The organism is Streptomyces sp. NPDC034111 (assembly GCF_055575375.1).
Genome location: NZ_JBVIST010000006.1, coordinates 276,165 through 296,222 on the forward strand (window position 1 = coordinate 276,165; position 20,058 = coordinate 296,222).

The 20,058-nt window shown below is 71.5% G+C and carries 17 protein-coding genes; 7 read left to right on the plus strand and 10 right to left on the minus strand.

The window, feature by feature from the left end:
* Positions 1 to 74 precede the first annotated feature (74 nt).
* Positions 75 to 1,862, minus strand: a complete 1,788-nt coding sequence (locus ACZ55A_RS17710; protein WP_468840682.1) for an SDR family oxidoreductase — start codon at positions 1,860 to 1,862, stop codon at positions 75 to 77.
* A complete protein-coding gene (locus ACZ55A_RS17715; RefSeq protein ID WP_468840684.1) occupies positions 1,859 to 2,725 on the minus strand; it encodes a M24 family metallopeptidase in 867 nt (288 codons plus the stop codon). Before ACZ55A_RS17715 ends, ACZ55A_RS17710 begins: the two co-directional genes overlap by 4 nt.
* Before the next feature lie 414 nt (positions 2,726 to 3,139).
* Between ACZ55A_RS17715 and ACZ55A_RS17720 the strand changes: the two genes are divergently transcribed.
* The 4 genes from ACZ55A_RS17720 to ACZ55A_RS17735 all read left to right on the plus strand — a co-directional run bounded on the left by ACZ55A_RS17720 (position 3,140) and on the right by ACZ55A_RS17735 (position 6,946).
* Positions 3,140 to 4,258: an ABC transporter ATP-binding protein gene (locus tag ACZ55A_RS17720; RefSeq protein ID WP_468840686.1), complete on the plus strand. Its 1,119-nt coding sequence runs from the start codon at positions 3,140 to 3,142 to the stop codon at positions 4,256 to 4,258.
* Positions 4,248 to 5,159 (plus strand): ABC transporter permease, encoded by a 912-nt coding sequence (locus ACZ55A_RS17725; RefSeq protein ID WP_468840688.1) that lies wholly within the window; start codon positions 4,248 to 4,250, stop codon positions 5,157 to 5,159. The genes ACZ55A_RS17720 and ACZ55A_RS17725 overlap by 11 nt, the downstream gene beginning before the upstream one ends.
* A 76-nt stretch (positions 5,160 to 5,235) precedes the next feature.
* On the plus strand, positions 5,236 to 6,147 hold the full coding sequence (locus tag ACZ55A_RS17730) for an ABC transporter ATP-binding protein (protein WP_468840690.1): 912 nt from the start codon (positions 5,236 to 5,238) through the stop codon (positions 6,145 to 6,147).
* Positions 6,148 to 6,226: 79 nt separating this feature from the next.
* Complete coding sequence (locus tag ACZ55A_RS17735) at positions 6,227 to 6,946, plus strand: ABC transporter permease (RefSeq protein ID WP_468840883.1); 720 nt, start codon at positions 6,227 to 6,229, stop codon at positions 6,944 to 6,946.
* Between the two features lie 144 nt (positions 6,947 to 7,090).
* Here ACZ55A_RS17735 and mltG read toward each other — a convergent pair whose 3' ends face one another.
* The 5 genes from mltG to ACZ55A_RS17760 form a co-directional block, all read right to left on the minus strand.
* Positions 7,091 to 7,903: an endolytic transglycosylase MltG gene (gene mltG, locus ACZ55A_RS17740; RefSeq protein ID WP_468840692.1), complete on the minus strand. Its 813-nt coding sequence runs from the start codon at positions 7,901 to 7,903 to the stop codon at positions 7,091 to 7,093.
* A gap of 174 nt (positions 7,904 to 8,077) precedes the next feature.
* Positions 8,078 to 9,391 (minus strand): CynX/NimT family MFS transporter, encoded by a 1,314-nt coding sequence (locus ACZ55A_RS17745; protein WP_468840694.1) that lies wholly within the window; start codon positions 9,389 to 9,391, stop codon positions 8,078 to 8,080.
* 99 nt (positions 9,392 to 9,490) lie between these two features.
* Positions 9,491 to 10,225: a FadR/GntR family transcriptional regulator gene (locus ACZ55A_RS17750; protein WP_468840696.1), complete on the minus strand. Its 735-nt coding sequence runs from the start codon at positions 10,223 to 10,225 to the stop codon at positions 9,491 to 9,493.
* Between the two features lie 278 nt (positions 10,226 to 10,503).
* Positions 10,504 to 11,946 (minus strand): diaminopimelate decarboxylase, encoded by a 1,443-nt coding sequence (gene lysA, locus ACZ55A_RS17755; RefSeq protein WP_468840698.1) that lies wholly within the window; start codon positions 11,944 to 11,946, stop codon positions 10,504 to 10,506.
* A gap of 16 nt (positions 11,947 to 11,962) precedes the next feature.
* Positions 11,963 to 12,289, minus strand: a complete 327-nt coding sequence (locus ACZ55A_RS17760) for an SAV_915 family protein (protein WP_468840700.1) — start codon at positions 12,287 to 12,289, stop codon at positions 11,963 to 11,965.
* Between the two features lie 419 nt (positions 12,290 to 12,708).
* On the opposite strand from ACZ55A_RS17760, the gene ACZ55A_RS17765 reads away from it, so the two are divergent.
* Positions 12,709 to 13,629 (plus strand): MerR family transcriptional regulator, encoded by a 921-nt coding sequence (locus ACZ55A_RS17765; RefSeq protein ID WP_468840702.1) that lies wholly within the window; start codon positions 12,709 to 12,711, stop codon positions 13,627 to 13,629.
* A gap of 213 nt (positions 13,630 to 13,842) precedes the next feature.
* Here ACZ55A_RS17765 and ACZ55A_RS17770 read toward each other — a convergent pair whose 3' ends face one another.
* Positions 13,843 to 15,417 (minus strand): MFS transporter, encoded by a 1,575-nt coding sequence (locus ACZ55A_RS17770; RefSeq protein ID WP_468840704.1) that lies wholly within the window; start codon positions 15,415 to 15,417, stop codon positions 13,843 to 13,845.
* Between the two features lie 130 nt (positions 15,418 to 15,547).
* Here ACZ55A_RS17770 and ACZ55A_RS17775 point away from each other — a divergent pair, with 130 nt between their 5' ends.
* Together ACZ55A_RS17775 and ACZ55A_RS17780 are read left to right on the plus strand one after the other, a co-directional pair.
* Complete coding sequence (locus ACZ55A_RS17775; protein ID WP_468840706.1) at positions 15,548 to 16,663, plus strand: Lrp/AsnC family transcriptional regulator; 1,116 nt, start codon at positions 15,548 to 15,550, stop codon at positions 16,661 to 16,663.
* Positions 16,664 to 16,695: 32 nt separating this feature from the next.
* Complete coding sequence (locus ACZ55A_RS17780) at positions 16,696 to 17,487, plus strand: rhomboid-like protein (protein WP_468840885.1); 792 nt, start codon at positions 16,696 to 16,698, stop codon at positions 17,485 to 17,487.
* Between the two features lie 243 nt (positions 17,488 to 17,730).
* Here ACZ55A_RS17780 and ACZ55A_RS17785 read toward each other — a convergent pair whose 3' ends face one another.
* Together ACZ55A_RS17785 and serS are read right to left on the minus strand one after the other, a co-directional pair.
* Positions 17,731 to 18,561: an HAD family hydrolase gene (locus ACZ55A_RS17785; RefSeq protein ID WP_468840708.1), complete on the minus strand. Its 831-nt coding sequence runs from the start codon at positions 18,559 to 18,561 to the stop codon at positions 17,731 to 17,733.
* Positions 18,558 to 19,847: a serine--tRNA ligase gene (gene serS, locus ACZ55A_RS17790; RefSeq protein ID WP_468840710.1), complete on the minus strand. Its 1,290-nt coding sequence runs from the start codon at positions 19,845 to 19,847 to the stop codon at positions 18,558 to 18,560. Before serS ends, ACZ55A_RS17785 begins: the two co-directional genes overlap by 4 nt.
* Positions 19,848 to 20,058: the final 211 nt, after the last annotated feature.

Below are 20,058 nucleotides of genomic sequence, written 5' to 3' on the forward strand. Positions count from 1 at the left end.
ACCGGGGCACCAACCGCGCTACGGGGACGAGCCCACCAGGCGTCGCGGGCCAGGCGGGATTTTGCGGACACGCCCTAGAGCTTCGGCTCGATGCGGGCGAGGGCGCGCAGGGCACGCGGGGCGAAGCGGGACAGCAGATGGACGCCGCGGGCCTCGGGGGTGACGGGGACGACTGCCTGGTTGCGGGCCACCGCGCGCAGAATGGCGTCGGCGACCTTCTCCGGCGGGTAGTTGCGCAGCCCGTACATCCGCGCGGCCTTTGTCCGGCGGCGCTTCTCCTCCTCCGCGGAGACGCCGGCGAAGTTGGCGGTGGCGGTGATATTGGTGTTGACCAGCCCGGGGCAGATGGCCGAGACGCCGATGCCCTGGCCGGCCAGCTCGGCGCGCAGACACTCGCTGAGCATCAGCACCGCGGCCTTGGACGTGCTGTACGCGGGCAGCATCTTCGACGGCTGGAAGGCGGCGGCCGAGGCGGTGTTGACGATATGGCCGCCCTGCCCGCGGGCCGCCATCCGCCGGCCGAAGCTCCGGCAGCCGTGGATGACGCCCCACAGATTGACGTCCAGGACCTTCTTCCAGTCCTCGGCGCCGGTCTGAAGGAAGGAGCCGGACAGGCCTATACCGGCGTTGTTCACCAGCACATCGACGGTGCCGTACTCGGCGTCGACCTTGTCGGCGAGCTTCTCCATCGCCGCCTCGTCCGAGACATCGACGGCCTCGGCCCAGGCCTGCGGGGCGCCTATCAGCCGGGACATCTCGGCGGTCCGCGCCGCGCCCTCGGCGTCCCGGTCGACGGCGATGATCCGCGCACCGGACTCCGCGAAGGCGAACGCCGTGGCCCGGCCGATGCCGCTGGCCGCGCCGGTCACCAGCACCAGCTGGCCGCCGAATCGGTCGGCATACGGACCGGAGGCCACGACCTGCTTCGCCGGGTCGCCCTCCTCCTTGGCGGCGATGAACTCGCCGATCCAGGAGACGAGTTGGTCGGGACGGGTGCGGGGGACCCAGTGCTTGGCCGGGAGCGTGCGGCGTACCAGCCGGGGTGCCCACTGCTCCAGGTCGTCATAGAGCCGCTGGGAGAGGAAGGCGTCGCTGGTGGGGGTGATGAGCTGGACCGGACAGTGCGCATAGGCGTCGGTGCGCGGACGGCGGAGCCGGGGGCGCACATTGTCGCGGTAGAGCCAGGCGCCATGCGCCGCGTCGGTCGGCAGCGAGTCGGTCGGATAGTCGCCGGCCGGCACCTTCTCCATCCGTTGCAGGATCCGCGGCCAGCGCTTGCCGAGCGGGCCCTTCCACGCGAGCTCGGGCAGCACGGGCGTGTGCAGCATGTAGACGTACCAGGACTTGGCGCCCTGGTTGAGAAGCTGCGCGGCGCGCCAGGGGGTGGGGCGCACCAGCCGCTTCTTGATCCAGTGGCCGAAGTGGTCCAGGGACGGGCCCGACATGGAGGTGAAGGAGGCGATCCGGCCCTCCGTACGGCGCACGGTGGCGAACTCCCAGGCCTGTACGGACCCCCAGTCATGGCCCACGAGATGGACAGGGCGGTCGGGGCTGACGGCGTCGGCGACGGCCAGGAAGTCGTCCGTCAGCTTCTCCAGGGTGAAGCCGCCGCGCAGCGGACGCGGGGCGGTGGACCGGCCGCAGCCCCGGACGTCGTAGAGCACGACATGGAAGCGGTCGGCCAGTCCGCGGGCGACCTCGGACCACACCTCCTTGCTGTCCGGATAGCCGTGCACCAGCACCACCGTGGGCTGCGCCGGGTCCCCGAGCTCGGCGACGCACAGCTCGATGCCACCGGTGCGCACCCAGCGCTCCGTCGCCTCCACTGGACCCTTCTTGGCCCCTCCACGTCCCGTGTTCATGCGGCCTTCTCCTCCTGCCACCGCCGCACATGCGGCAGATCGTCGTCCAGCCAAAAGGCGCTCTCCTGCGGGTCCTTGGAGTCCGTGACGACCAGGATCTCCTCGAACTTCGCGCCGGTACCCCGGAATCCGAGGTGGGGTTCGACCGCCCACAGCCCCGGCTTGGGCGGGTGGTCGGAGAAGGTGTACGGGCTCCACAGCGGGGACCAGCCGTCCCGATGACCGTGCAGCGCGTCGGAGGCGAGGCCCTTGAGGGACTGGGTGCCGAACCCGAAGAGGGTGGGGGACCAGCGGCGCTGCCTGACCCGGTCGATCTTGTGCGCGATGACGCCGAAGGGGTAGGCGCGGTGGCGGTTGGCGTAGCCCTGCCGCACCATCAGCCGGTCGACGTCCTCGTAGATCTCCCGCAGTGGGCGGCGCTCACGTACCTCGCGCAGGATCAGCTCCCGGTGTGCTTCGAGGTCGGCGAGCAGCCGGTCGTGCACGGGGTTGAGCCCCAGGCAGCCGGAGTAGCCGATATCGGCCGTGAAGCCGTTGTGGACGGGAGCCATGTCGAGGATGAAGGCCATCCCCGGTTCCAGCTCACGGTTGGTGGGGAAAAACTGCAACGGTATGCGGAAGTTGACGAAGGCGGTGCGGTCGCCGAACCAGGCGAACGGCAGATGGAACCAGTCCCGCACCCCGCGCTCGCGCAGCCACTCGCGCTGCATCCGCGCCGCGGCACGCTCGGTGACCCCGGGCTTGAGCTGGGCGGCCACCGCTTCCGCACAGTCATAGGCGAGCCGCTGGACCTCTCTGAACCCCCTTAGGTCGGCGGTGAGTTCTCCGGAGCCTGCTGAGGTCGCTGAGGTGACTGAGGCCATCGCCAACCGTCCGTCCGTGAGCGGTCCATCGCGGTACGTGCCCGTAACTTGCCACTGATGAATGTGACAATGACCGGCGGCTGCGTCAAGAGGTGCGCATGCACCGGCACAGGAACGACACGCGGTCCGGCGCCCGGTCGAAGTGCTGGAAAAGCGCAGAAACACGGCGAATGCGGAGAGAGTGGGAAGGCCCTGGAGGCCCCGAGGGCCCGGAGAGGCCCGGAGAGGCCCGGAGAGGCCCGGGGAGGCCCGGGGAGGCCCGGGGAGGCGTCGCCCCGGCACCCGGCACCCGGCCCCGGCAGCCCCCAGCTCGTCGCGCAACCCTGAGACCGGGACCGCTCAAAGCAGGAGAACCCCTACGGGCCGTAATACCGCAGGGGGAGACATATCCCATCGTCTGGTCTGACGACCGATGTGGCGGACGCCACTACCGTCGATGACGTGACTGTGATCGTGACCGAAAGCCTGAGCAAGCGGTACCCGCGGGTGACCGCCTTGGACCGGCTCTCCGTTGACATCGCCCCCGGCGTGACTGGCCTGGTGGGTGCCAACGGCGCCGGCAAGTCCACCCTTATCAAGATCCTTCTCGGCCTGGCCCCGGCCACCGAAGGGACAGCGCACGTCCTGGGTCTGGACGTGACCAAGGACGGCGGAGCCATCCGTGAGCGGGTCGGCTATATGCCCGAGCACGACTGCCTGCCGCCGGACGTCTCGGCCACCGAGTTCGTCGTGCACATGGCCCGGATGTCCGGCCTGCCGCCGACCGCGGCCCGTGAGCGCACCGCCGACACCCTGCGCCACGTCGGCCTCTACGAGGAGCGCTACCGCCCCATCGGCGGCTATTCGACGGGCATGAAGCAGCGCGTCAAGCTGGCCCAGGCGCTGGTCCACGACCCGCAGCTGGTGTTCCTCGACGAGCCCACCAACGGCCTCGACCCGGCCGGGCGGGACGAGATGCTCGGCCTGATCCGGCGCGTCCACACCGACTTCGGCATCTCCGTCCTGGTGACTTCCCACCTCCTCGGTGAGTTGGAGCGCACCTGCGACCATGTCGTCGTCATCGACGGCGGCAAGCTGCTGCGCTCCTCCTCCACCGATGAGTTCACGCAGGTCACGACCTCGCTGGCGGTCGAGGTGACGGACACCGACACGCACCCGGACGGTACCGAAGCGCTCCGCGCGGCCCTGGCCGGTGCCGGTGCCGCGGTGACCACCGGCGCCCCCGGCTCCGAAGGCCTCGCCTCACCCGCCCGTCTGCTCTTCGTCGAGGCGGCCGGTGAGGAGACGTACGACCTGGTGCGGGACACCGTCGCGGGGCTCGGGCTCGGTCTGGTCCGGATGGAACAGCGCCGCCACCGGATCGCCGAGGTCTTCCGTGACGCGGACCGGGACGCGGACGGGGACGCGGCGGCCACCGCCCCCGGCCCGACCAACGTTTCCAACGCCCCCAAGGCCCCCACCGCTCCCGTCAACTCAGGCGCTCCCGGCGCCCCGTTCACCAACCAGGAAGGAGGCGCCCACGATGCCGCCTGAGCCCACGACCACCGCCTCCGCCGCGCCGGCCGGGGCGTACATCCACAACATCGGCTACCGCCACTACGACGGCCCCCGGCTGGGCCGCGCCTACGCCCGCCGCTCGCTGTTCTCACAGAGCCTGCGCGGCGCCTACGGCCTGGGCCGCTCGGCCAAGAGCAAGGTGCTGCCGATGCTGCTCTTCGCGGTGATGTGCCTGCCCGCCGCGATCATGGTCGCGGTCACGATGTTCACCAAGGCCGCCGCCCTCCCGGTCGGCTACACCCGCTACGCCATCTACCTCCAGGCCGTCATCGGCCTCTACCTCGCCGCCCAGGCCCCGCAGTCCGTCTCCCGCGATCTGCGCTTCAAGTCCGTGCCGCTGTACTTCTCCCGCCCCATCGAGCGCAGCGACTATGTGGCATCGAAGTTCGCGGCCATGGCGAGCGCTCTGTTCATCCTCACCGCCGCCCCGCTGCTGATCCTCTATGTCGGGGCGCTGCTGGCGAAGCTGGACTTCGTCGACCAGACCAAGGGGCTGGCCCAAGGATTGGTCTCCGTGGTGCTGCTCTCCCTGCTGTTCGCCGGGATAGGCCTGGTCATCTCCGCGCTCACCCCACGCCGCGGGTTCGGGGTCGCCGCCGTGATCGCCGTGCTGACCATTCCGTACGGCGCGGTGAGGGCGGTGCAGGAGATCGCCTTCGTCCAGGGCAGTGAGTCCGCGGTCGGCTGGCTGGGGCTGTTCTCCCCGATCACGCTCATCGACGGGGTGCAGTCGACCTTCCTCGGCGGCACCAGCTCCTTCCCCAACAGCCTGGCGCCCACGACCGGAGCCGGCTTCGTCTACCTCCTCGTCACGCTGGCCGTCATCGCCGGCAGCTACCTGCTGCTGATGCGCCGCTACCGGAAGGCCGGCCTGTGACCGCGCACCTTCCCCCGGCTCCCGCCCGGCGGTACCCCCAGCCCACCACCACCCTCCGAAGGAATGGGCCGCGCCCATGACCACCATCACGATCGACCATGTCTCCCGCTGGTTCGGCAATGTCGTGGCCGTCAACGACATCACGATGACCATCGGCCCCGGCGTCACCGGCCTGCTCGGCCCCAACGGCGCCGGCAAGTCCACCCTGATCAACATGATGGGCGGCTTTCTCGCCCCCTCCAACGGCTCGGTCACCCTCGACGGGACGACGATCTGGCGTAACGCCGGCATCTACCGCCACATCGGCATCGTCCCCGAGCGCGAGGCGATGTACGACTTCCTCACCGGCCGCGAATTCGTCCTGGCCAACGCCGAGTTGCACGGTCTCGGCCGGGCGGAGGCGGCCCGGGCGCTGGCCACCGTCGAGATGGAGTACGCCCAGGACCGCAAGATCTCGACGTACAGCAAGGGCATGCGGCAGCGCGTGAAGATGGCCTCCGCGCTGGTCCACGACCCGTCCGTGCTGCTGCTCGACGAACCGTTCAACGGTATGGACCCGCGCCAGCGGATGCAGCTGATGGAGCTGCTGCGGCGGATGGGCGACGAGGGCCGTACGGTCCTGTTCTCCTCGCACATCCTCGAGGAGGTCGAACAGCTCGCCTCGCACATCGAGGTGGTGGTGGCCGGCCGGCATGCCGCCTCCGGCGACTTCCGCAAGATCCGCCGGCTGATGACCGACCGTCCGCACCGCTATCTCGTCCGCTCGGACAACGACCGGGCGCTGGCCGGTGCGCTGATCGCCGACCCCTCGACGTCCGGCATCGAGGTCGACCTCACCGAGGGCGCGCTGCGCATCCAGGCGATCGACTTCGGCCGCTTCACCGAACTCCTGCCGCGGGTCGCCCGCGACCACGGCATTCGCCTGCTGACGGTCTCGCCCTCCGACGAATCGCTGGAATCCGTCTTCTCCTACCTCGTAGCGGCCTGAGGCCTGAAAGGAGCCCTGACGCATGTCCACGACCACTCCGACGGCCCCGCCGGCGTCCGTATCCGCGCCCAAGGCCTCGCTGTTCCACCCGACCGTCGCCCGGCTCACCTACCGTGCCCTGCTCGGCCGGCGGCGGGCCCTGATCCTCTTCGCGCTGCCAGCCCTCCTCGTGGTCATCGCGATCGCCGTCCGGATGCTGACCGGTGGTGACGACTCCACGGCTGGCGGCATCCTGGGCAGCTTCGCGCTGGGCACGATGGTGCCGCTGATCGGCGTCATCGCCGGTACGGGCGCGATCGGCCCGGAGATCGACGACGGCTCGGTGGTGTACGTCCTGGCCAAGCCGGTGCCCCGGCCGACGATCATCCTCACCAAACTTCTGGTGGCGATAGGGGTCACGGTCGCCTTCTCGGCGATCCCCGTGCTGCTCGCCGGCTTCCTCCTCAACGGCAACAGCCAGCAGATAGCCGTGGGGTACGCGCTGGCGGCGGCCATCGCCTCGGTGGCGTACAGCGCCCTCTTCCTCCTCTTCGGCACGATCACCCGGCACGCCGTGGTCTTCGGACTGGTCTACGCCCTGGTCTGGGAGGCGCTCTTCGGGAACCTCGTCCCCGGCGCGCGCACCCTCAGCATCCAGCAGTGGGCGCTCGCGATCGGGCAGAAGGCCGCCGCGGAAGGGGCGATCACTTCCGACGTCCAACTTCCGCTGGCCGTCAGCCTGTTGGTGGCCCTGACGGCTGCCGCGACCTGGTACGCGAGCCGTCGACTCAAGGCGCTCACCCTGGCCGGCGAGGAGTAGGGCATGGCACGGCGCCCGGGGCCTGTCCGGTGGATCACGGCGTCCAGGCTCTGATCCACCGGGCTGGCCCTCACCCACCCCACCGGGCTGGCCCTCACCCACCGGGCTGGCCCTGGTCCACCGGGCAGGTCAACCGGGCAGACCCTAAGCGCCCTCGCCGGTGCTGTTCTGCCGGTCGTTGAACTCCCGTACGTTCCGCAGGTGTTCCTGGTAGTCGGCGGTGAAGCGGGTGTCGCCCGGTTTGACGGTGACGAAGTACAGCCAGTCCCCCGCGGGCGGCGCGCCGGCCGCCTTCAGCGCGTCCGCACCGGGGTTGTCGATCGGGGTGGGCGGCAGACCCTCGTACTTGTAGGTGTTGTAGGGGCTGTTGGTCCTGGTGTCGGCGTGGCTGGTGTTGAGGGTGCTGCGGCCCAGCGCGTAGTTGATCGTTGAGTCCATCTGTAGCGGCATGTGCCGGGCGAGCCGGTTGTTGATGACCCGGGCCACCCTGCCCATGTCGGCCGGCCGGTCCGCCTCGGCCTGCACGATGCTGGCGATCACCACCGTCCGGTAGGCAGTGATGTGGTCCTCGGCGAGCCGCTGGTTGGCGGTCTTGACCATGTACGAAAGCAGCGAGGCCGGTGTGGTGTCCGAGCGGATCGGATAGGTCGCCGGAAAGAGGTAACCCTCCGGATTGCCCTTGGCCTCGGCCGGCAGGGGGAGGTGCGCGGTCTTGGCGGCCTTCGCCGTCGAGCCACCGGGCAGGCGCAGGGCCTTGTCGGCGGCGGCGTAGATCTGGCCGGCCCGCTGCCCCTCAGGGACGGTCAGTCTCTCCTCGGGTGCCGGCCCGCGCAGCAATCGAGGCAGCAGCAGCACGGCAAGGACGACCAGGACCACCAGCACGGCCACAGCAATGAGCAGGCCGCTGCGGGAGAACCGCGGACCCGGCCGGCGAACGGTGTGCTGAACCTCGCTCATGAGGGCACGTTAGGACACGACCGCACGGCCGCGGGGCGGCCACCGCCGGATCGTTGCCGGCGACGAAGATCGTTCACTCCGTCGTCATGGAGCCCACACGAGGCCGCCGACGCCAGGACAAGAGCCCGCGGCCACCGTTGCTCCTCGCCGCTACGCCGCTACGCCGCTACGCCGCTACGCCGCTACGCCGTCGTCCGCCTTGCGCCTTCCGCCCTCGCCGATCCGCCGGTCGCGGCCCGCGCCCATGCCCAGCAGGGCCAGACCGGTGCAGACGGCGAGCAGCAGCAGGAGGGGGACGGTCCAGCCGCCGGTGGCCTGGTGGACGGCGCCGAGCGCCAACGGCCCGGCGGCGGCCAGCAGATAGCCCCCGGCCTGTGCCATACCGGAGAGGCGCGCGGCGGTGTGGGCGTCGCCGGAGCGCAGCACCATCATCGTCAGGGCCAGTCCCAGCGCCCCACCCTGCCCGACACCGAGCAGCGCGGCCCACAGCCAGGCACCCGCCACCGGAGCCAGCAGCAACCCGGTGACTCCGCAGGCCATCAGCCCCGAGACCGTCACACCCAGCAGCCGCTGCCGGCGCATCCGCCCCGCGAGCATCGGCACGACGAACGAACCGGCCATCTGCACCAGCGTGCTGAAGGCGAAGACCAGGCCCGCCTCGCCCTTGCCCATCCCGTGGTCGGTGAAGATCGTCGGCATCCAGGCGATGACCACATACGCGATCAGCGACTGCGAGCCCATGAAGAGCGTGACCTGCCAGGCCAGCGGCGAGCGGCTGAGCCTCGGCCCGTCCTGCGCCGGGTGCGCGGCAGTGGCCGCGGGCACGCCATGGCCGTTGCTGCGCCGGGCCGGCAGCGCCATGGTCACCCAGATCACCGCGGCGACGGCGGCCGGCAGCGCCCAGGAGACCAGTGATCCCTGCCAGCTGCCGAGCACGTTCTCCAGCGGGACCGCGGATGCGGCGGAGACGGTCGCGCCCAGGATCATCGCCGTCGAGTACAGCGCCGTCATGCCGGCGGCCCGGTCCGGGAAGTCGCGCTTGATCAGGCCCGGCATCACCACGTTCAGCAGGGCTATCGCGGTGCCGACCACCGCGCAGCCGGCGAACAGCGCCACCATCGGCGGCGCGATCCGCAGCACGATGCCGCCGCACAGCATCAACAGCGCACCGCACAGCACCGTTTCGGTGCCCCAGCGGCGTGCCAGCCGCGGCGCGGCGATCGAGCCCAGGCCCATGAAGATCAGCGGGATGGTGGTCACCAGGCTGCTGGCGGTCGCGGCCAGACGGAAGTGTGCGCCGATCTCACCGAGCAGCGGTGAAGCCCCGGCCAGTGCCGCCCGCATGTTGAGCGCGGCGAGCACGATCCCGGTCAGGACCAGCGCCGGGTGCGCGGCCCGCAGCCGCCGACGGGCCGTGGCGGCCGGCGGTGCGGCGACCAGATCCTCCTCGGCGTCGATCAAGGGTGCTGCGGACCGGGGCGCTGACATGGGTGGGTACCTCGCCAAGAGTGGTTCGAGAAGGGAAGCGCAAGCGGGGGGAGGGGGAGGGGGAGCGTAAGAGGGAACGGGGGAGGGTGAGGAGGAGGCTCAGCGCTCCACGGTGCCCAGCGGTCGGTCGTCGCCCAGCAGGGCCTCCACGGCCCGCTTCGGCTTCTCCAGCAGTTCGCGGGTGGCCCGTTCCGCGGCCTCCGGGTCGCCCGCCGCGATCGCGTCCATGACGGCGCAGTGGTCGCCGTGCACGATCCTCGGCATCGCCCGGTCGTCGAGCGCACTGACCAGGGCCTCCCGCACCGAGCTGCTGAACCAGCCGTAGGTCGCCGTCAGCGCGGTGTTGTGCGCGGCCTCGACGACGGCTCTGTGGAACGCGATGTCGTGATCGGCGTAGAGCTCCAGATTGCCGGAAGCGGGTTGCCCCTCCGCGTCCGCCAACTCCGCCTGGGCGTCCAGGGCCGCCCGCATCCGCTCCAGGTCGGCGGGCCGGTGCCGCAGCGCGGCCAGCCGGGCGGCCTCCGCCTCCAGGGCGATCCGCAACTCCAGAACGTCGCGGACACCGGCCCGTTGGACGCTGCGCATGATGTCGCCGGGGTCCGCCGTGGAGACGACGAAGGTGCCCTCGCCCTGCCGTGACCGCAGCATTCCGGCGTGTACGAGCACCCGTACCGCCTCGCGCACGGTGTTACGGCCGACCTGGAGCTGCTCGGCGAGCGCATGCTCGGTGGGGATACGGGAGCCGACCGGCCACTCCCCGGCTGCCAGTTGGGACCGCAGGGCGTCGACGACGGTGTCCACGAGGGATTGCCGACCGGCTGCCTGAAGTGCCATGTCCGTCCGTTCCCCCGTCCCCGTTCGTCCCGCCCGAGGCGCTGGTTGCCCAGTCATCCTACAACTGACGCATTCATCGTACACGGAAATAGGAGCATGAGACGAGCAGGAGCATGAGACGAGCAGCGCATGAGACGCGCAGGAGCATGAGACGCGCTGGCACAGGCCGGGGCCGGGTCCGCAACCGGTCGGTCCGCGCCCGCGAACCGTCGGGCCAGGCCCGGGACCTGGTCGGTCGAGGCCCGCAACCGGTCGTCGCGGGCCCGGCCCCCGCCCCCTCACAGGCCGATATCCCGCTCCTGAATGTCCGCCAGGGATTCGCGCCGTACGAGAAGGCGGGCGCGGCCGTCGGTGACCGCGATGACCGGGGGCCGGCCGACGAGGTTGTAGCCGGAGGCCATGGAGAGGTGGTACGCACCGGCGACGGGGACGGCCAGCAGATCGCCGGGCCGGATGTCGCCGGGCAACTGGACCTCGTCGGCCAGCACATCGCCGGCTTCGCAGTGCCGGCCGACGACGGTGACGGGCTCCGGCGCGGCGAGCGAGCCGCGGCCGACCAGCCGCGGCGCATAGCGCACCCCGTACAGCGCGGGCCGCGGGTTGTCGCTCATCCCGCCGTCCACCGCCACGAACGTGTGCGCACCGGTCCGTTTGACGGACAGCACCCGGTAGAGGACGACCCCCGCCGGACCCGCGATGGCGCGGCCGGGTTCGACGGCGAGTCGGGGTACCGGCAGGCCCGCCGCCGCGCAGCCGCGTACCAGCTCCGCGTGGATCCTGGTGCCGAGCGCGGCGGGGTCGAGCGCGGGCTCGCCGGGGCGGTAGGCGACTCCGTGGCCGCCGCCGAGGTCCAGCTCAGGGAGGGTGATCCCGTGCTGTTCGCGGATCCGGGCCAGCAGACCGACCAGCCTCCGTACGGCCGCCAGATACGGCTTGGCGGTGGTGATCTGTGAGCCCAAGTGGCAGTGCAGACCGGCCAGTTCGAGGCGCGGTTGGCTGAGCACCCGGGTGATGGCGTGCTGCGCCGAGCCGTCGGCGATCGACAGCCCGAACTTCTGGTCGTCGGTCCCCGTACGGATCTTGGCGTGGCCGCCCGCGGCGATCCCCGGTACCACCCTGATCAGCACGCGCTGGCGGGTGCCGGCCGGGACCGCGGCGGCCAGCCGGACGATCTCCGAGGGGGAGTCGATGACGATGCGTCCGACGCCGAGGCGCAGCGCGGTCGCCAGGTCGGCCGGGCTCTTGGCGTTGCCGTGCAGCACGATCCGCTCGGGCGGAAACCCGGTGGTCACGGCCAGTTCCAGTTCACCGGCGGAGCAGACGTCCAGGCCCAGACCCTCCTCCTGCACCCAGTGGACCATGGCGCGGCACAGGAACGCCTTGGCCGCGTAGTAGACATCGGTGTCGGGGAAGGCCCGCAGGTAGGCGCGGCAGCGGTGGCGCACCTCGTCCTCGTCCAGGACGTAGGCGGGGGTGCCGAAGCGGTCGGCCAGTTCGGTGAGCGGGACACCGGCGACGGCGACCTCACCGTGCGGGAGCAGCGCCGCGGAGGCCGGCCAGACGGACCGGGAGGCGGTACGGGGTGCCACGGGCGTGGTGCGCGAGGGCACCTCGGTGGTGGCTGTGGTGGCCGGGGTGGCGGCCGTCGCGGCCGTGGTGGCGGTGGCCGGTGGCGGGGCGTCGCCCTCGTGGGCGGTCCGGGGCAGAGTGCTGTGGCTCATGAGCGTGCGCCCCCTCTCAGACGGCCCGTAGGTGGGGGTGCGTCCTCGGCATCCGGGACATCTCCGGGGCGAGCCGCGGGTCGACGGTCACCACGGTGGCTCCGACGGGCTCGGCCAGCGCACGCAGCGCGGGCTCGGAGAGCCGGATCCAGCGCTGACCGTCCCCGAGGGCGGTGACGAGCCGCTGGGCAGAGGTGAAGCCGACGGCGGTACGGCCACCGAGCGGCGTGCGGAACAGACGGGCCGTACAGCCCGCGGGGCCCGACCGGACGGGGACGAACAGAGGCCCGGCCGGGACGCGATCGGAAGGCTCGGGATCTTCCGCGTACAGAGAGTGGGACACGGCGTTGCTCCTCGAACAGGACATCGGCGGCCCCGGACCGGTGGAAGTGCATACGCCGGGGCTCGGCTCTGCCGACGCTATGCCCGCCCGAAGGGGCCCTCCGCCCGTCGCTGACGCGTCATTGACGGGTTGCGGACGCTACTTGACGCGATGCTGCTGCCCGGTGGCCGATTGTGGGGCGGTGGTGACGCGGCGGTACCGGCGCCCTGTCCCCCGCCCTTGTCCCCCCGCCCCTGTGCCCCGCCCCTGTCCCTGTCCCCCGCCCGTGGACATGCGCGCTTGACGCCGTGCTCCTGCCCTGGACCTGTCCCGTGCCCTGGACCTGTCCCGCGGCCTCGGGGCTCAGGTGCGCGGCCACGCCCCTGGTCGCGCACGCACTTGACCTTGACACTGTGGAAAGCACTCCACTGGAAGGCGTCATGTTCACCATCGGAGACTTTGCCCGGTACGGCCGGGTGTCGGCCCGCATGCTGCGCCACTACGACGCGATCGGGCTGCTGCGCCCGGCCCGGACCGACCCCGTCAGCGGCTACCGCTACTACGAGGCGGCCCAGCTCGCCCGGCTCAACCGCATCATCGCCCTCAAGGACCTTGGATTCAGCCTCCAGCAGGTGGGGGCGATCCTGGCCGAGGAGGTGAGCGTGCCGGAGCTGCGCGGCATGCTGCGGCTGCGGCGTGCCGAGCTGGAAGCGACGCTGACGGCGGCCGCTGCGCGGCTGGCGCAGGTCGAGGCGAGGCTCCGGACGATCGAGAGTGAGGGACGCATGTCTGCCGACGATGTGGTGGTCAAGCACACCGGAACGGTCCTGCTCGCGGAGCTCAGCGGCCATGCCGCCAGTTACGGGCCCGAGGACATCGGCCCGGTGATCACGCCGCTCTACGCCGAGCTGTGCCGGCTGCTGGAGACGGCGGGGGTGACCCCGGCGGGACCGGGGCTGGCGTACTACGAGGACGCGGCGGAAGGAGGGCGCGGGGAGGGGGCCGAGGGCGCCGTCGTCGTCCATGCGGGGATGGCGGTGACGTCGGAAGCCCTGGCCAAGGCCGGTGCGGCGAACGACGGTTCGGCCGGCCGCCCAGGCACCCCCGTCGCCACCGGCCTCGGCTTCGACGTGGTCACCCTGCCCGCGCTGGAGTGCGCCGCCACGGTGGTGCACCGCGGTCCGATGAGCCGGATCATGCCGACCGCACAGAACCTCGCGCACTGGATCGACGCCAACGGCTACCGATCCGCCGGGTACGCCCGGGAGTTGTACCTGGAGTGCCCACCGGACCAGGAGCAATGGGTCACCGAGATCCAGGAACCGGTGGAGAGGGCCGCCTCCGCCCCGGGCAGGCCCTGAGGGGCACACGCCTGAGGGGCACACGCCTGAGGGGCACACCTCCTGAGGGGCACTCCCCCAAGGGGGACGCCTCCTCACCGTCACAAGCCCTGACCGTCACAAGCCCTGACCGTCACAAGCCCTGACCGTCACAACCCCCGACCGTCACAAGCCCTGGCCGTCCGGCCCCGCGCGCGGCGGGCACTATGCCCCGGCCCCCGCGCGCGGCGGGCACTATGCCCCGGCCCCCGCGCCCGTACGGTCAGAAGCGGCGGCCTCCGCTTCCAGGGCGCGCTCACTCTCCGCGGCACTCTCCGCGGCCCCCTCCCCCGCACCGCCGCCCGACTGCCGTACCACCCTCAGCACCAACAACCCTGCCCCCAGGGCCACCACCCCCGAGATCAGCATGAGGTCCGTCAGCCCGGCGACGTACCCGGCCGCGACGGCACGGCGGGAGGCGCCGGGCCCGACCGCGTGCACCGCGTCGGCGAAGACGGTGCCGAGCAGAGCGATGCCCAGGGCGTAGCCCAGCTGGCGGAAGGTGTTCACGGCGCCGCTCGCCATGCCGGCCCGCTGCGGGGGCGCCGCGCCGAGCGCCGCCGAGACCAGGACCGGCATCGCCATGCCGATGCCGAGCCCGCTCACCGCGAGCCCGGGGACCAGCACCGCCCAGCCGGAGCCGTCGTCGAGCAGCGCGTACTGGAGCAGCGCACCGGCCCCCACCAGCAACAGGCCGATGCCAACCGGAACTTGAGGTGCCATCCGCTGCAACTGCCGACCGCCCAGCGCGCCGACCAGCAGGGACATCAGCGCCATCGGTGTCACCGCCAGCCCCGCCTGCACCGGGCTCAGGCCCACAACGTTCTGCACCCACAGCCCCACGAACGTCAGGTAAGGGAACGCCGCGGCCTGGAGCAGCAGCGCCGCCGTCATCAGCGTCGCGAACGACGGCCGGCGCAGCAGCCCCAGGTCCAGCAGCGGCCGGCGCACCCGCCGCTCGACGACGAGGAACACCAGCAGCGCCAACGCCGCGCCCACCAGCGACGTGAGCGTCCCACCTTCCGTCCAGCCCCGCTCACCGCCGCGCATCAGCCCGTACGTCAGCGCGCCCGTGCACAGCGTGAACGACGCGGCACCCGGCCAGTCGATCCGGGCCATGGGGGTCCCCTCGGCCGAGTTCGTTCGAGGGTGGGGGAAGTCGCCGTACGACTCGTGGACCCGGCGCAGCGTGATCCACCCCGCAACGGCGGTCAGCGGCAGATTGACCAGGAAGATCGCCCGCCAGTCCGCGTACTCGGTGAGCAGCCCGCCCAGCACGGGGCCGGTCGCGGCCGCGGCGCCACTGGTGCCGCCCCAGACGCCGAACGCCACACCGCGGTCCCGGCCTTGATAGGCGGCCATCAGCAGCGGGGTGTTGGTGGCGAATATCGCCGCCGCGCCCACGCCCTGGACGGCCCGGGCCGCGATCAGCAGGCCCGCGTCCGGGGCCAGTCCGCAGGCCAGCGAGGCGAGCGCGAACAGCGTCAGCCCGGCCATGTACAGCCGGCGCCGCCCGAAGAGGTCCGCCGCCGAGCCCGCGACCATCAACAGCGCGGCCAGCGCCAGCGCGTAGATGTCCAGCACCCACTGGAGCGAGGTGAAGGACGCGCCCAGCCCGTCGGCCATCCGGGGCAGCGCGGTGTTCACGATCGTCACATCGACCAGCAGCAGGAAGTTCCCGAGGGTGAGGGCGACCAGCGGCCACCACTTCCCGCGCCGGCCCGGCGTCGTGCCGACCGGCGTGGCCCCCGTCCCGGGTGTGCTCCGCATGACCAGTTGTCCTCCGTCGTCGTAGGGCGAACGTGTGCGTGGTGCCGACCGATCCACGGTCCGGTCCCCACCCGGTGCACTCCCAGCCGGCTCGCTCCCGGCGGCGCAATCCGACACGCGCTAGCCTCTAATGGTGAAAATCGACGGAAAGGCCGGCACCCACAGCGAGGGTTTTGACGCGCTCGACCGCCGGCTCGCCCATGCGCTTCAGATCGACGGCCGGGCACCGTTCAGCCGGATCGCCGAGGTGCTCGGGGTTTCCGACCAGACCGTGGCCCGGCGCTACAGCCGGCATCGCACCAGCGGTGCGCTCAAGGTGCTGGGCCTGGCCGATGCGCGGGCGCTGGGCGAGGTCACATGGATGGTGCGGATCCAGTGCACGCCGGAGGCCGCGGTCACCGTAGCCGAGGCGCTGGCCCGCCGCTCGGACACGTCCTGGGTCAGTCTGATGTCCGGCGGCACCGAGATCGCCGCGGTCTGCCGCGCCGCAAGCAGCGAGCACAGCGATGCACTGCTGTTACAGAAGCTGCCCCGGACCCCCAGCGTCGTCGGCGTCACCGCGCACTGTCTGCTGCACGAGTTCTACGGCGGCCCGCGCGGCATCATCAGCAAGTCCGGTGCGCTGACCGACGAGGAGATCGCCCGGCTCGGCCCGCCTCCGGCCCCGGAAGGAGGCCCGGCCCCGGAAGGAGGCCCCGACCCGGACGGAAGCCCCGACCCGGAAGGAAACCCTGCCCCGGCCGCCGAAGCAGAAGCATCCGGCACGCCGGTGGTGCTCAGCGACGCCGACCGCCGGCTCTTCGACGCGCTCGCCCGTGACGGCCGTACGCCGCTGGCCGAACTCGCCGCCGCCACCGGCTGGTCGCCCACCACGGTCCGCCGCCGGCTCGCCGAGCTGCGCGCCGCCGGGGTCCTGTACTACGACGTCGACTACGACCTGCGGCAGTTCGGGTTCGGCGTGATGGCCGCCCTCTGGCTGTCCGTCGCACCGGCCGAACTCGCCGCCGCCGGCGAGGCGTTGGCGGCCCACCCGGAGGTCGCCTTCGCCGGTGCCACCACCGGCCCGAACAACCTCTTCGCGTCCGTCCTGTGCCGGGATGGCGGCGCGCTCTACACGTATCTGACGACCCGGGTCGCGGCGCTGCCCGGCGTACGGACGATGGAGAGTGCGCCCCGTATCAGGCAGGTCAAGGGGCCGGGACCACTCATCGTCACCTCGCCGGCCGCCCGGGGACGGCGCCGATGAGACCGTGGACGGTACGGCCGTCGCGGCCTCTGATGGAGCCGCCGCGCGACGGCGGGGCCTGGCGGTCCGGCCACAACCCGCTGAGCTGGGCGAAGGCATGGGTGCGTTCGACACCCGGCACCCACATCTGGCTGCTGATCATCGGCGTCACCAGCCTCGTGATCGCCTCGGCCTCCGAGGGGCTGGAGCAGTTCCTCGTCCACCGCACCAGCAGCAACATCCACGAGCTGAACGAGCATCCGCTGCCCTCGCTGCTCATCAGCGGCTTCTGGATCGAACGTCCTGAGTCGTTCCTGCTCTACGTGGTGATGTTCGAGCTGCTGCACGCCAACGTCGAGCGCTGGGTGGGGAGCTGGCGCTGGCTGCTGACCGTCGGTGGCGCGCATATCGCCGCCACGCTGGCCAGCCAGGAACTCGTGCTGCTGGCCATCGAGGGCCACCAGCTGCCGCGCTCGATGACGCACGTCGTCGACATCGGCGTCTCCTACGGGCTGGCGGCGGCCGCCGGTCTGCTGACCTACCGGCTGTGGCCGCCCTGGCGCTACGGGTACCTCGCCGGGGTGCTGATCTTCTTCGGCATTCCGCTGACGACCGGCGCGACCTTCACCGACTTCGGCCATGCCATCGCGCTGGTCATGGGCCTGGCGGCCTGGCCGCTGACGCCGGAGGCGGCCGTACCGGAGGAGGAACCGGAAGGGAAAGCGGACGACGCACCGAAGGACGTACCGGAGCACGAACCGAAGGACACACCGCAGGACGCACCGGAGCACGAACCCAAGGAAGCACCCGAGGAGGAACCACAGGCCGGCCCCTACGGCCCCTAAGGGCGGGGCGAACACATCCCGTAGGGGAGGCGAGGCCCCCCTCGGGGGCCACAACGCGAGGGCAGGGGACGGCATTCCCGCAGTGTGGGGCGGCTTCCCACAGCCGTGGGCGGTCTTCCAAAAGCCGTAGGGCCGTATTCGCGCAGCCATGCGGCGGCCTTCCCGCAGCCGCGGGGCGGCATTCCCGCAGCCGTAGGTGCGGTATGCCCCCAGCCCACCGCGGGTGCGATCTCCCTGTAGCCCTCAGCCCCCGTAAAGCCGCTCCAGGACGACCGCGATGCCGTCGTCCTCGTTGGAGGCGGTGACCTCGTCCGCGACGGCCTTCAGTTCGTCGTGGGCGTTGGCCATTGCCACGCCGTGTGCGGCCCAGGCGAACATCGGGAGGTCGTTGGGCATATCGCCGAAGGCCAGGGTCTCCTTGGCGGTGAGGCCCAGGCGGCGGGCCGCCAGCGACAGGCCGGTGGCCTTCGTCAGGCCGAGCGGCAGCAGTTCGACGATGCCCGCACCGGCCACCGTCACGCCCACCAGATCACCGGCGACCTGCCGCGCCGTCGCCGCCAACGCATCGTCGTCCAGCGTCGGGTGCTGGAGGTAGACCTTGTTGAGCGGGGCCGTCCACAGCTCGCCGGGCTCGTCGATCATGACGTTCGGCAGCGGGCCTTCCTGGACGCGGTAGCCGGGTCCGACCAGCACCTCGCCGTCCAGCCCGTCCCGGCTCGCCGCCAGGAACAGCGGGCCGACCTCCGCCTCGATCTTGGACAGCGCGAGCCCGGCCAGCTGGCGGTCGAGCGTCACCGACGTCAGGAGCCGGTGCTCACCTGCGTGGTAGACCTGCCCGCCCTGGCCGCACACCGCGAGGCCCTGGTAGCCCAGGGCGTCGAGGATGTGCCGTGTCCAGGGCACCGCACGGCCGGTGACGACGATGTGCGCCGCGCCCGCCGCGGTGGCCGCGGCGAGCGCCTGGCGGGTGCGCTCGGAGACGGTCTCGTCGGAGCGCAGCAGCGTGCCGTCGAGATCCGTCGCGATGAGCTTGTACGGCAGCGGCGGCACGGCCGCCGGAGCTGATGCGCTCACTTGGTGACGGGCTCCAGGATCTCCCTGCCGCCCAGGTAGGGACGGAGCACCTCGGGGACGCGCACCGAGCCGTCCGCCTGCTGGTGGTTCTCGAAGATCGCCACGATCGTGCGCGGGACGGCGCAGAGCGTGCCGTTGAGCGTCGCGAGCGGCTGGACCTTCTGCTTGCCGCCCACGGTCTCGCGCATCCGGACCGAGAGCCGGCGGGCCTGGAACTCGTCGCAGTTCGAGGCCGAGGTCAGCTCGCGGTACTTGCCCTGGGTGGGGATCCACGCCTCACAGTCGAACTTGCGGGAGGCCGAGGCGCCGAGGTCACCGGTGGCGACATCGATCACCTGGAACGGCAGCTCCAGACCGGTCAGCCACTGCTTCTCCCAGTCCAGCAGCCGCTGGTGCTCGGCCTGCGCGTCGTCCGGCGCGACGTAGGAGAACATCTCCACCTTGTCGAACTGGTGGACCCGGAAGATGCCGCGGGTGTCCTTGCCGTACGTGCCGGCCTCGCGGCGGAAGCACGGGGAGAAACCGGCGTAGCGCAGCGGCAGCTTGGCGGCGTCGACGATCTCGTCCATGTGGTACGCGGCGAGCGGGACCTCGGAGGTGCCGACCAGGTAGTAGTCGTCCTTCTCCAGGTGGTAGACGTTCTCGGCGGCCTGGCCGAGGAAGCCGGTGCCTTCCATGGCGCGCGGGCGGACCAGCGCGGGGGTCAGCATCGGCGTGAAACCGGCCGCGGTGGCCTGGGCGATGGCGGCGTTGACGAGGGCGAGCTCCAGCAGCGCGCCGACGCCCGTCAGGTAGTAGAAGCGCGAGCCGGACACCTTGGCGCCGCGCTCGACGTCGATCGCGCCGAGCAGCTCGCCGATCTCGAGGTGGTCCTTGGGCTCGAAGCCCTCGGCGGCGAAGTCGCGGATGGTGCCGTGCGTCTCCAGGACCGTGAAGTCCTCCTCGCCGCCGACCGGTACGTCGGGGTGGACGAGGTTGCCGAGCTTCAGCAGCAGCTGCTGGGTCTCTTCCTTGGCCTCGTCCTGGGCGGCGTCGGCGGCCTTGACGGCGGCGGCGAGCTCGCCGGCCTTCTTCAGCAGCTCGGCCTTCTCGTCGCCGGTGGCCTTGGGGATGAGCTTGCCGAGCGACTTCTGCTCGGCACGCAGCTCGTCGAAGCGGACGCTGGACGACCTGCGCCGCTCGTCGGCGGAGAGGAGTGCGTCGACGAGGTCGACGTCCTCTCCACGGGCGCGCTGGGACGCGCGCACACGGTCGGGGTCCTCACGGAGCAGGCGAAGGTCAATCACCCCCCCAGGCTACCGGGGCCGCACCCCGTCCCTCGACGCGATAATCTCCGGTAAATCGCTTTGCCCGTTTTGGGAGGTTTATTCCCTTAGGGGGTGGAGGTGCCCTGAGGGGTGTGCGGGGTAAGTGGGGGTTAAGGGGGAGATAAGGAGATGAGGGGCGGGGGAGAATTCCTGATGTCCGCGATGAGGCTTTCGTGGGGCCTTCGTGGCG

Coding starts and splice junctions, on each gene's coding strand:
- ACZ55A_RS17745 (WP_468840694.1), bottom strand. CDS start 9,391: ATGTCAGCGCCCCGGTCCGCAGCACCCTTGATCGACGCCGAGGAGGAT.
- ACZ55A_RS17765 (WP_468840702.1), top strand. CDS start 12,709: ATGTTCACCATCGGAGACTTTGCCCGGTACGGCCGGGTGTCGGCCCGC.
- ACZ55A_RS17780 (WP_468840885.1), top strand. CDS start 16,696: ATGGAGCCGCCGCGCGACGGCGGGGCCTGGCGGTCCGGCCACAACCCG.
- lysA (WP_468840698.1), bottom strand. CDS start 11,946: ATGAGCCACAGCACTCTGCCCCGGACCGCCCACGAGGGCGACGCCCCG.
- ACZ55A_RS17730 (WP_468840690.1), top strand. CDS start 5,236: ATGACCACCATCACGATCGACCATGTCTCCCGCTGGTTCGGCAATGTC.
- ACZ55A_RS17750 (WP_468840696.1), bottom strand. CDS start 10,225: ATGGCACTTCAGGCAGCCGGTCGGCAATCCCTCGTGGACACCGTCGTC.
- mltG (WP_468840692.1), bottom strand. CDS start 7,903: ATGAGCGAGGTTCAGCACACCGTTCGCCGGCCGGGTCCGCGGTTCTCC.
- ACZ55A_RS17770 (WP_468840704.1), bottom strand. CDS start 15,417: ATGCGGAGCACACCCGGGACGGGGGCCACGCCGGTCGGCACGACGCCG.
- ACZ55A_RS17715 (WP_468840684.1), bottom strand. CDS start 2,725: ATGGCCTCAGTCACCTCAGCGACCTCAGCAGGCTCCGGAGAACTCACC.
- ACZ55A_RS17710 (WP_468840682.1), bottom strand. CDS start 1,862: ATGAACACGGGACGTGGAGGGGCCAAGAAGGGTCCAGTGGAGGCGACG.
- ACZ55A_RS17725 (WP_468840688.1), top strand. CDS start 4,248: ATGCCGCCTGAGCCCACGACCACCGCCTCCGCCGCGCCGGCCGGGGCG.
- ACZ55A_RS17775 (WP_468840706.1), top strand. CDS start 15,548: ATGGTGAAAATCGACGGAAAGGCCGGCACCCACAGCGAGGGTTTTGAC.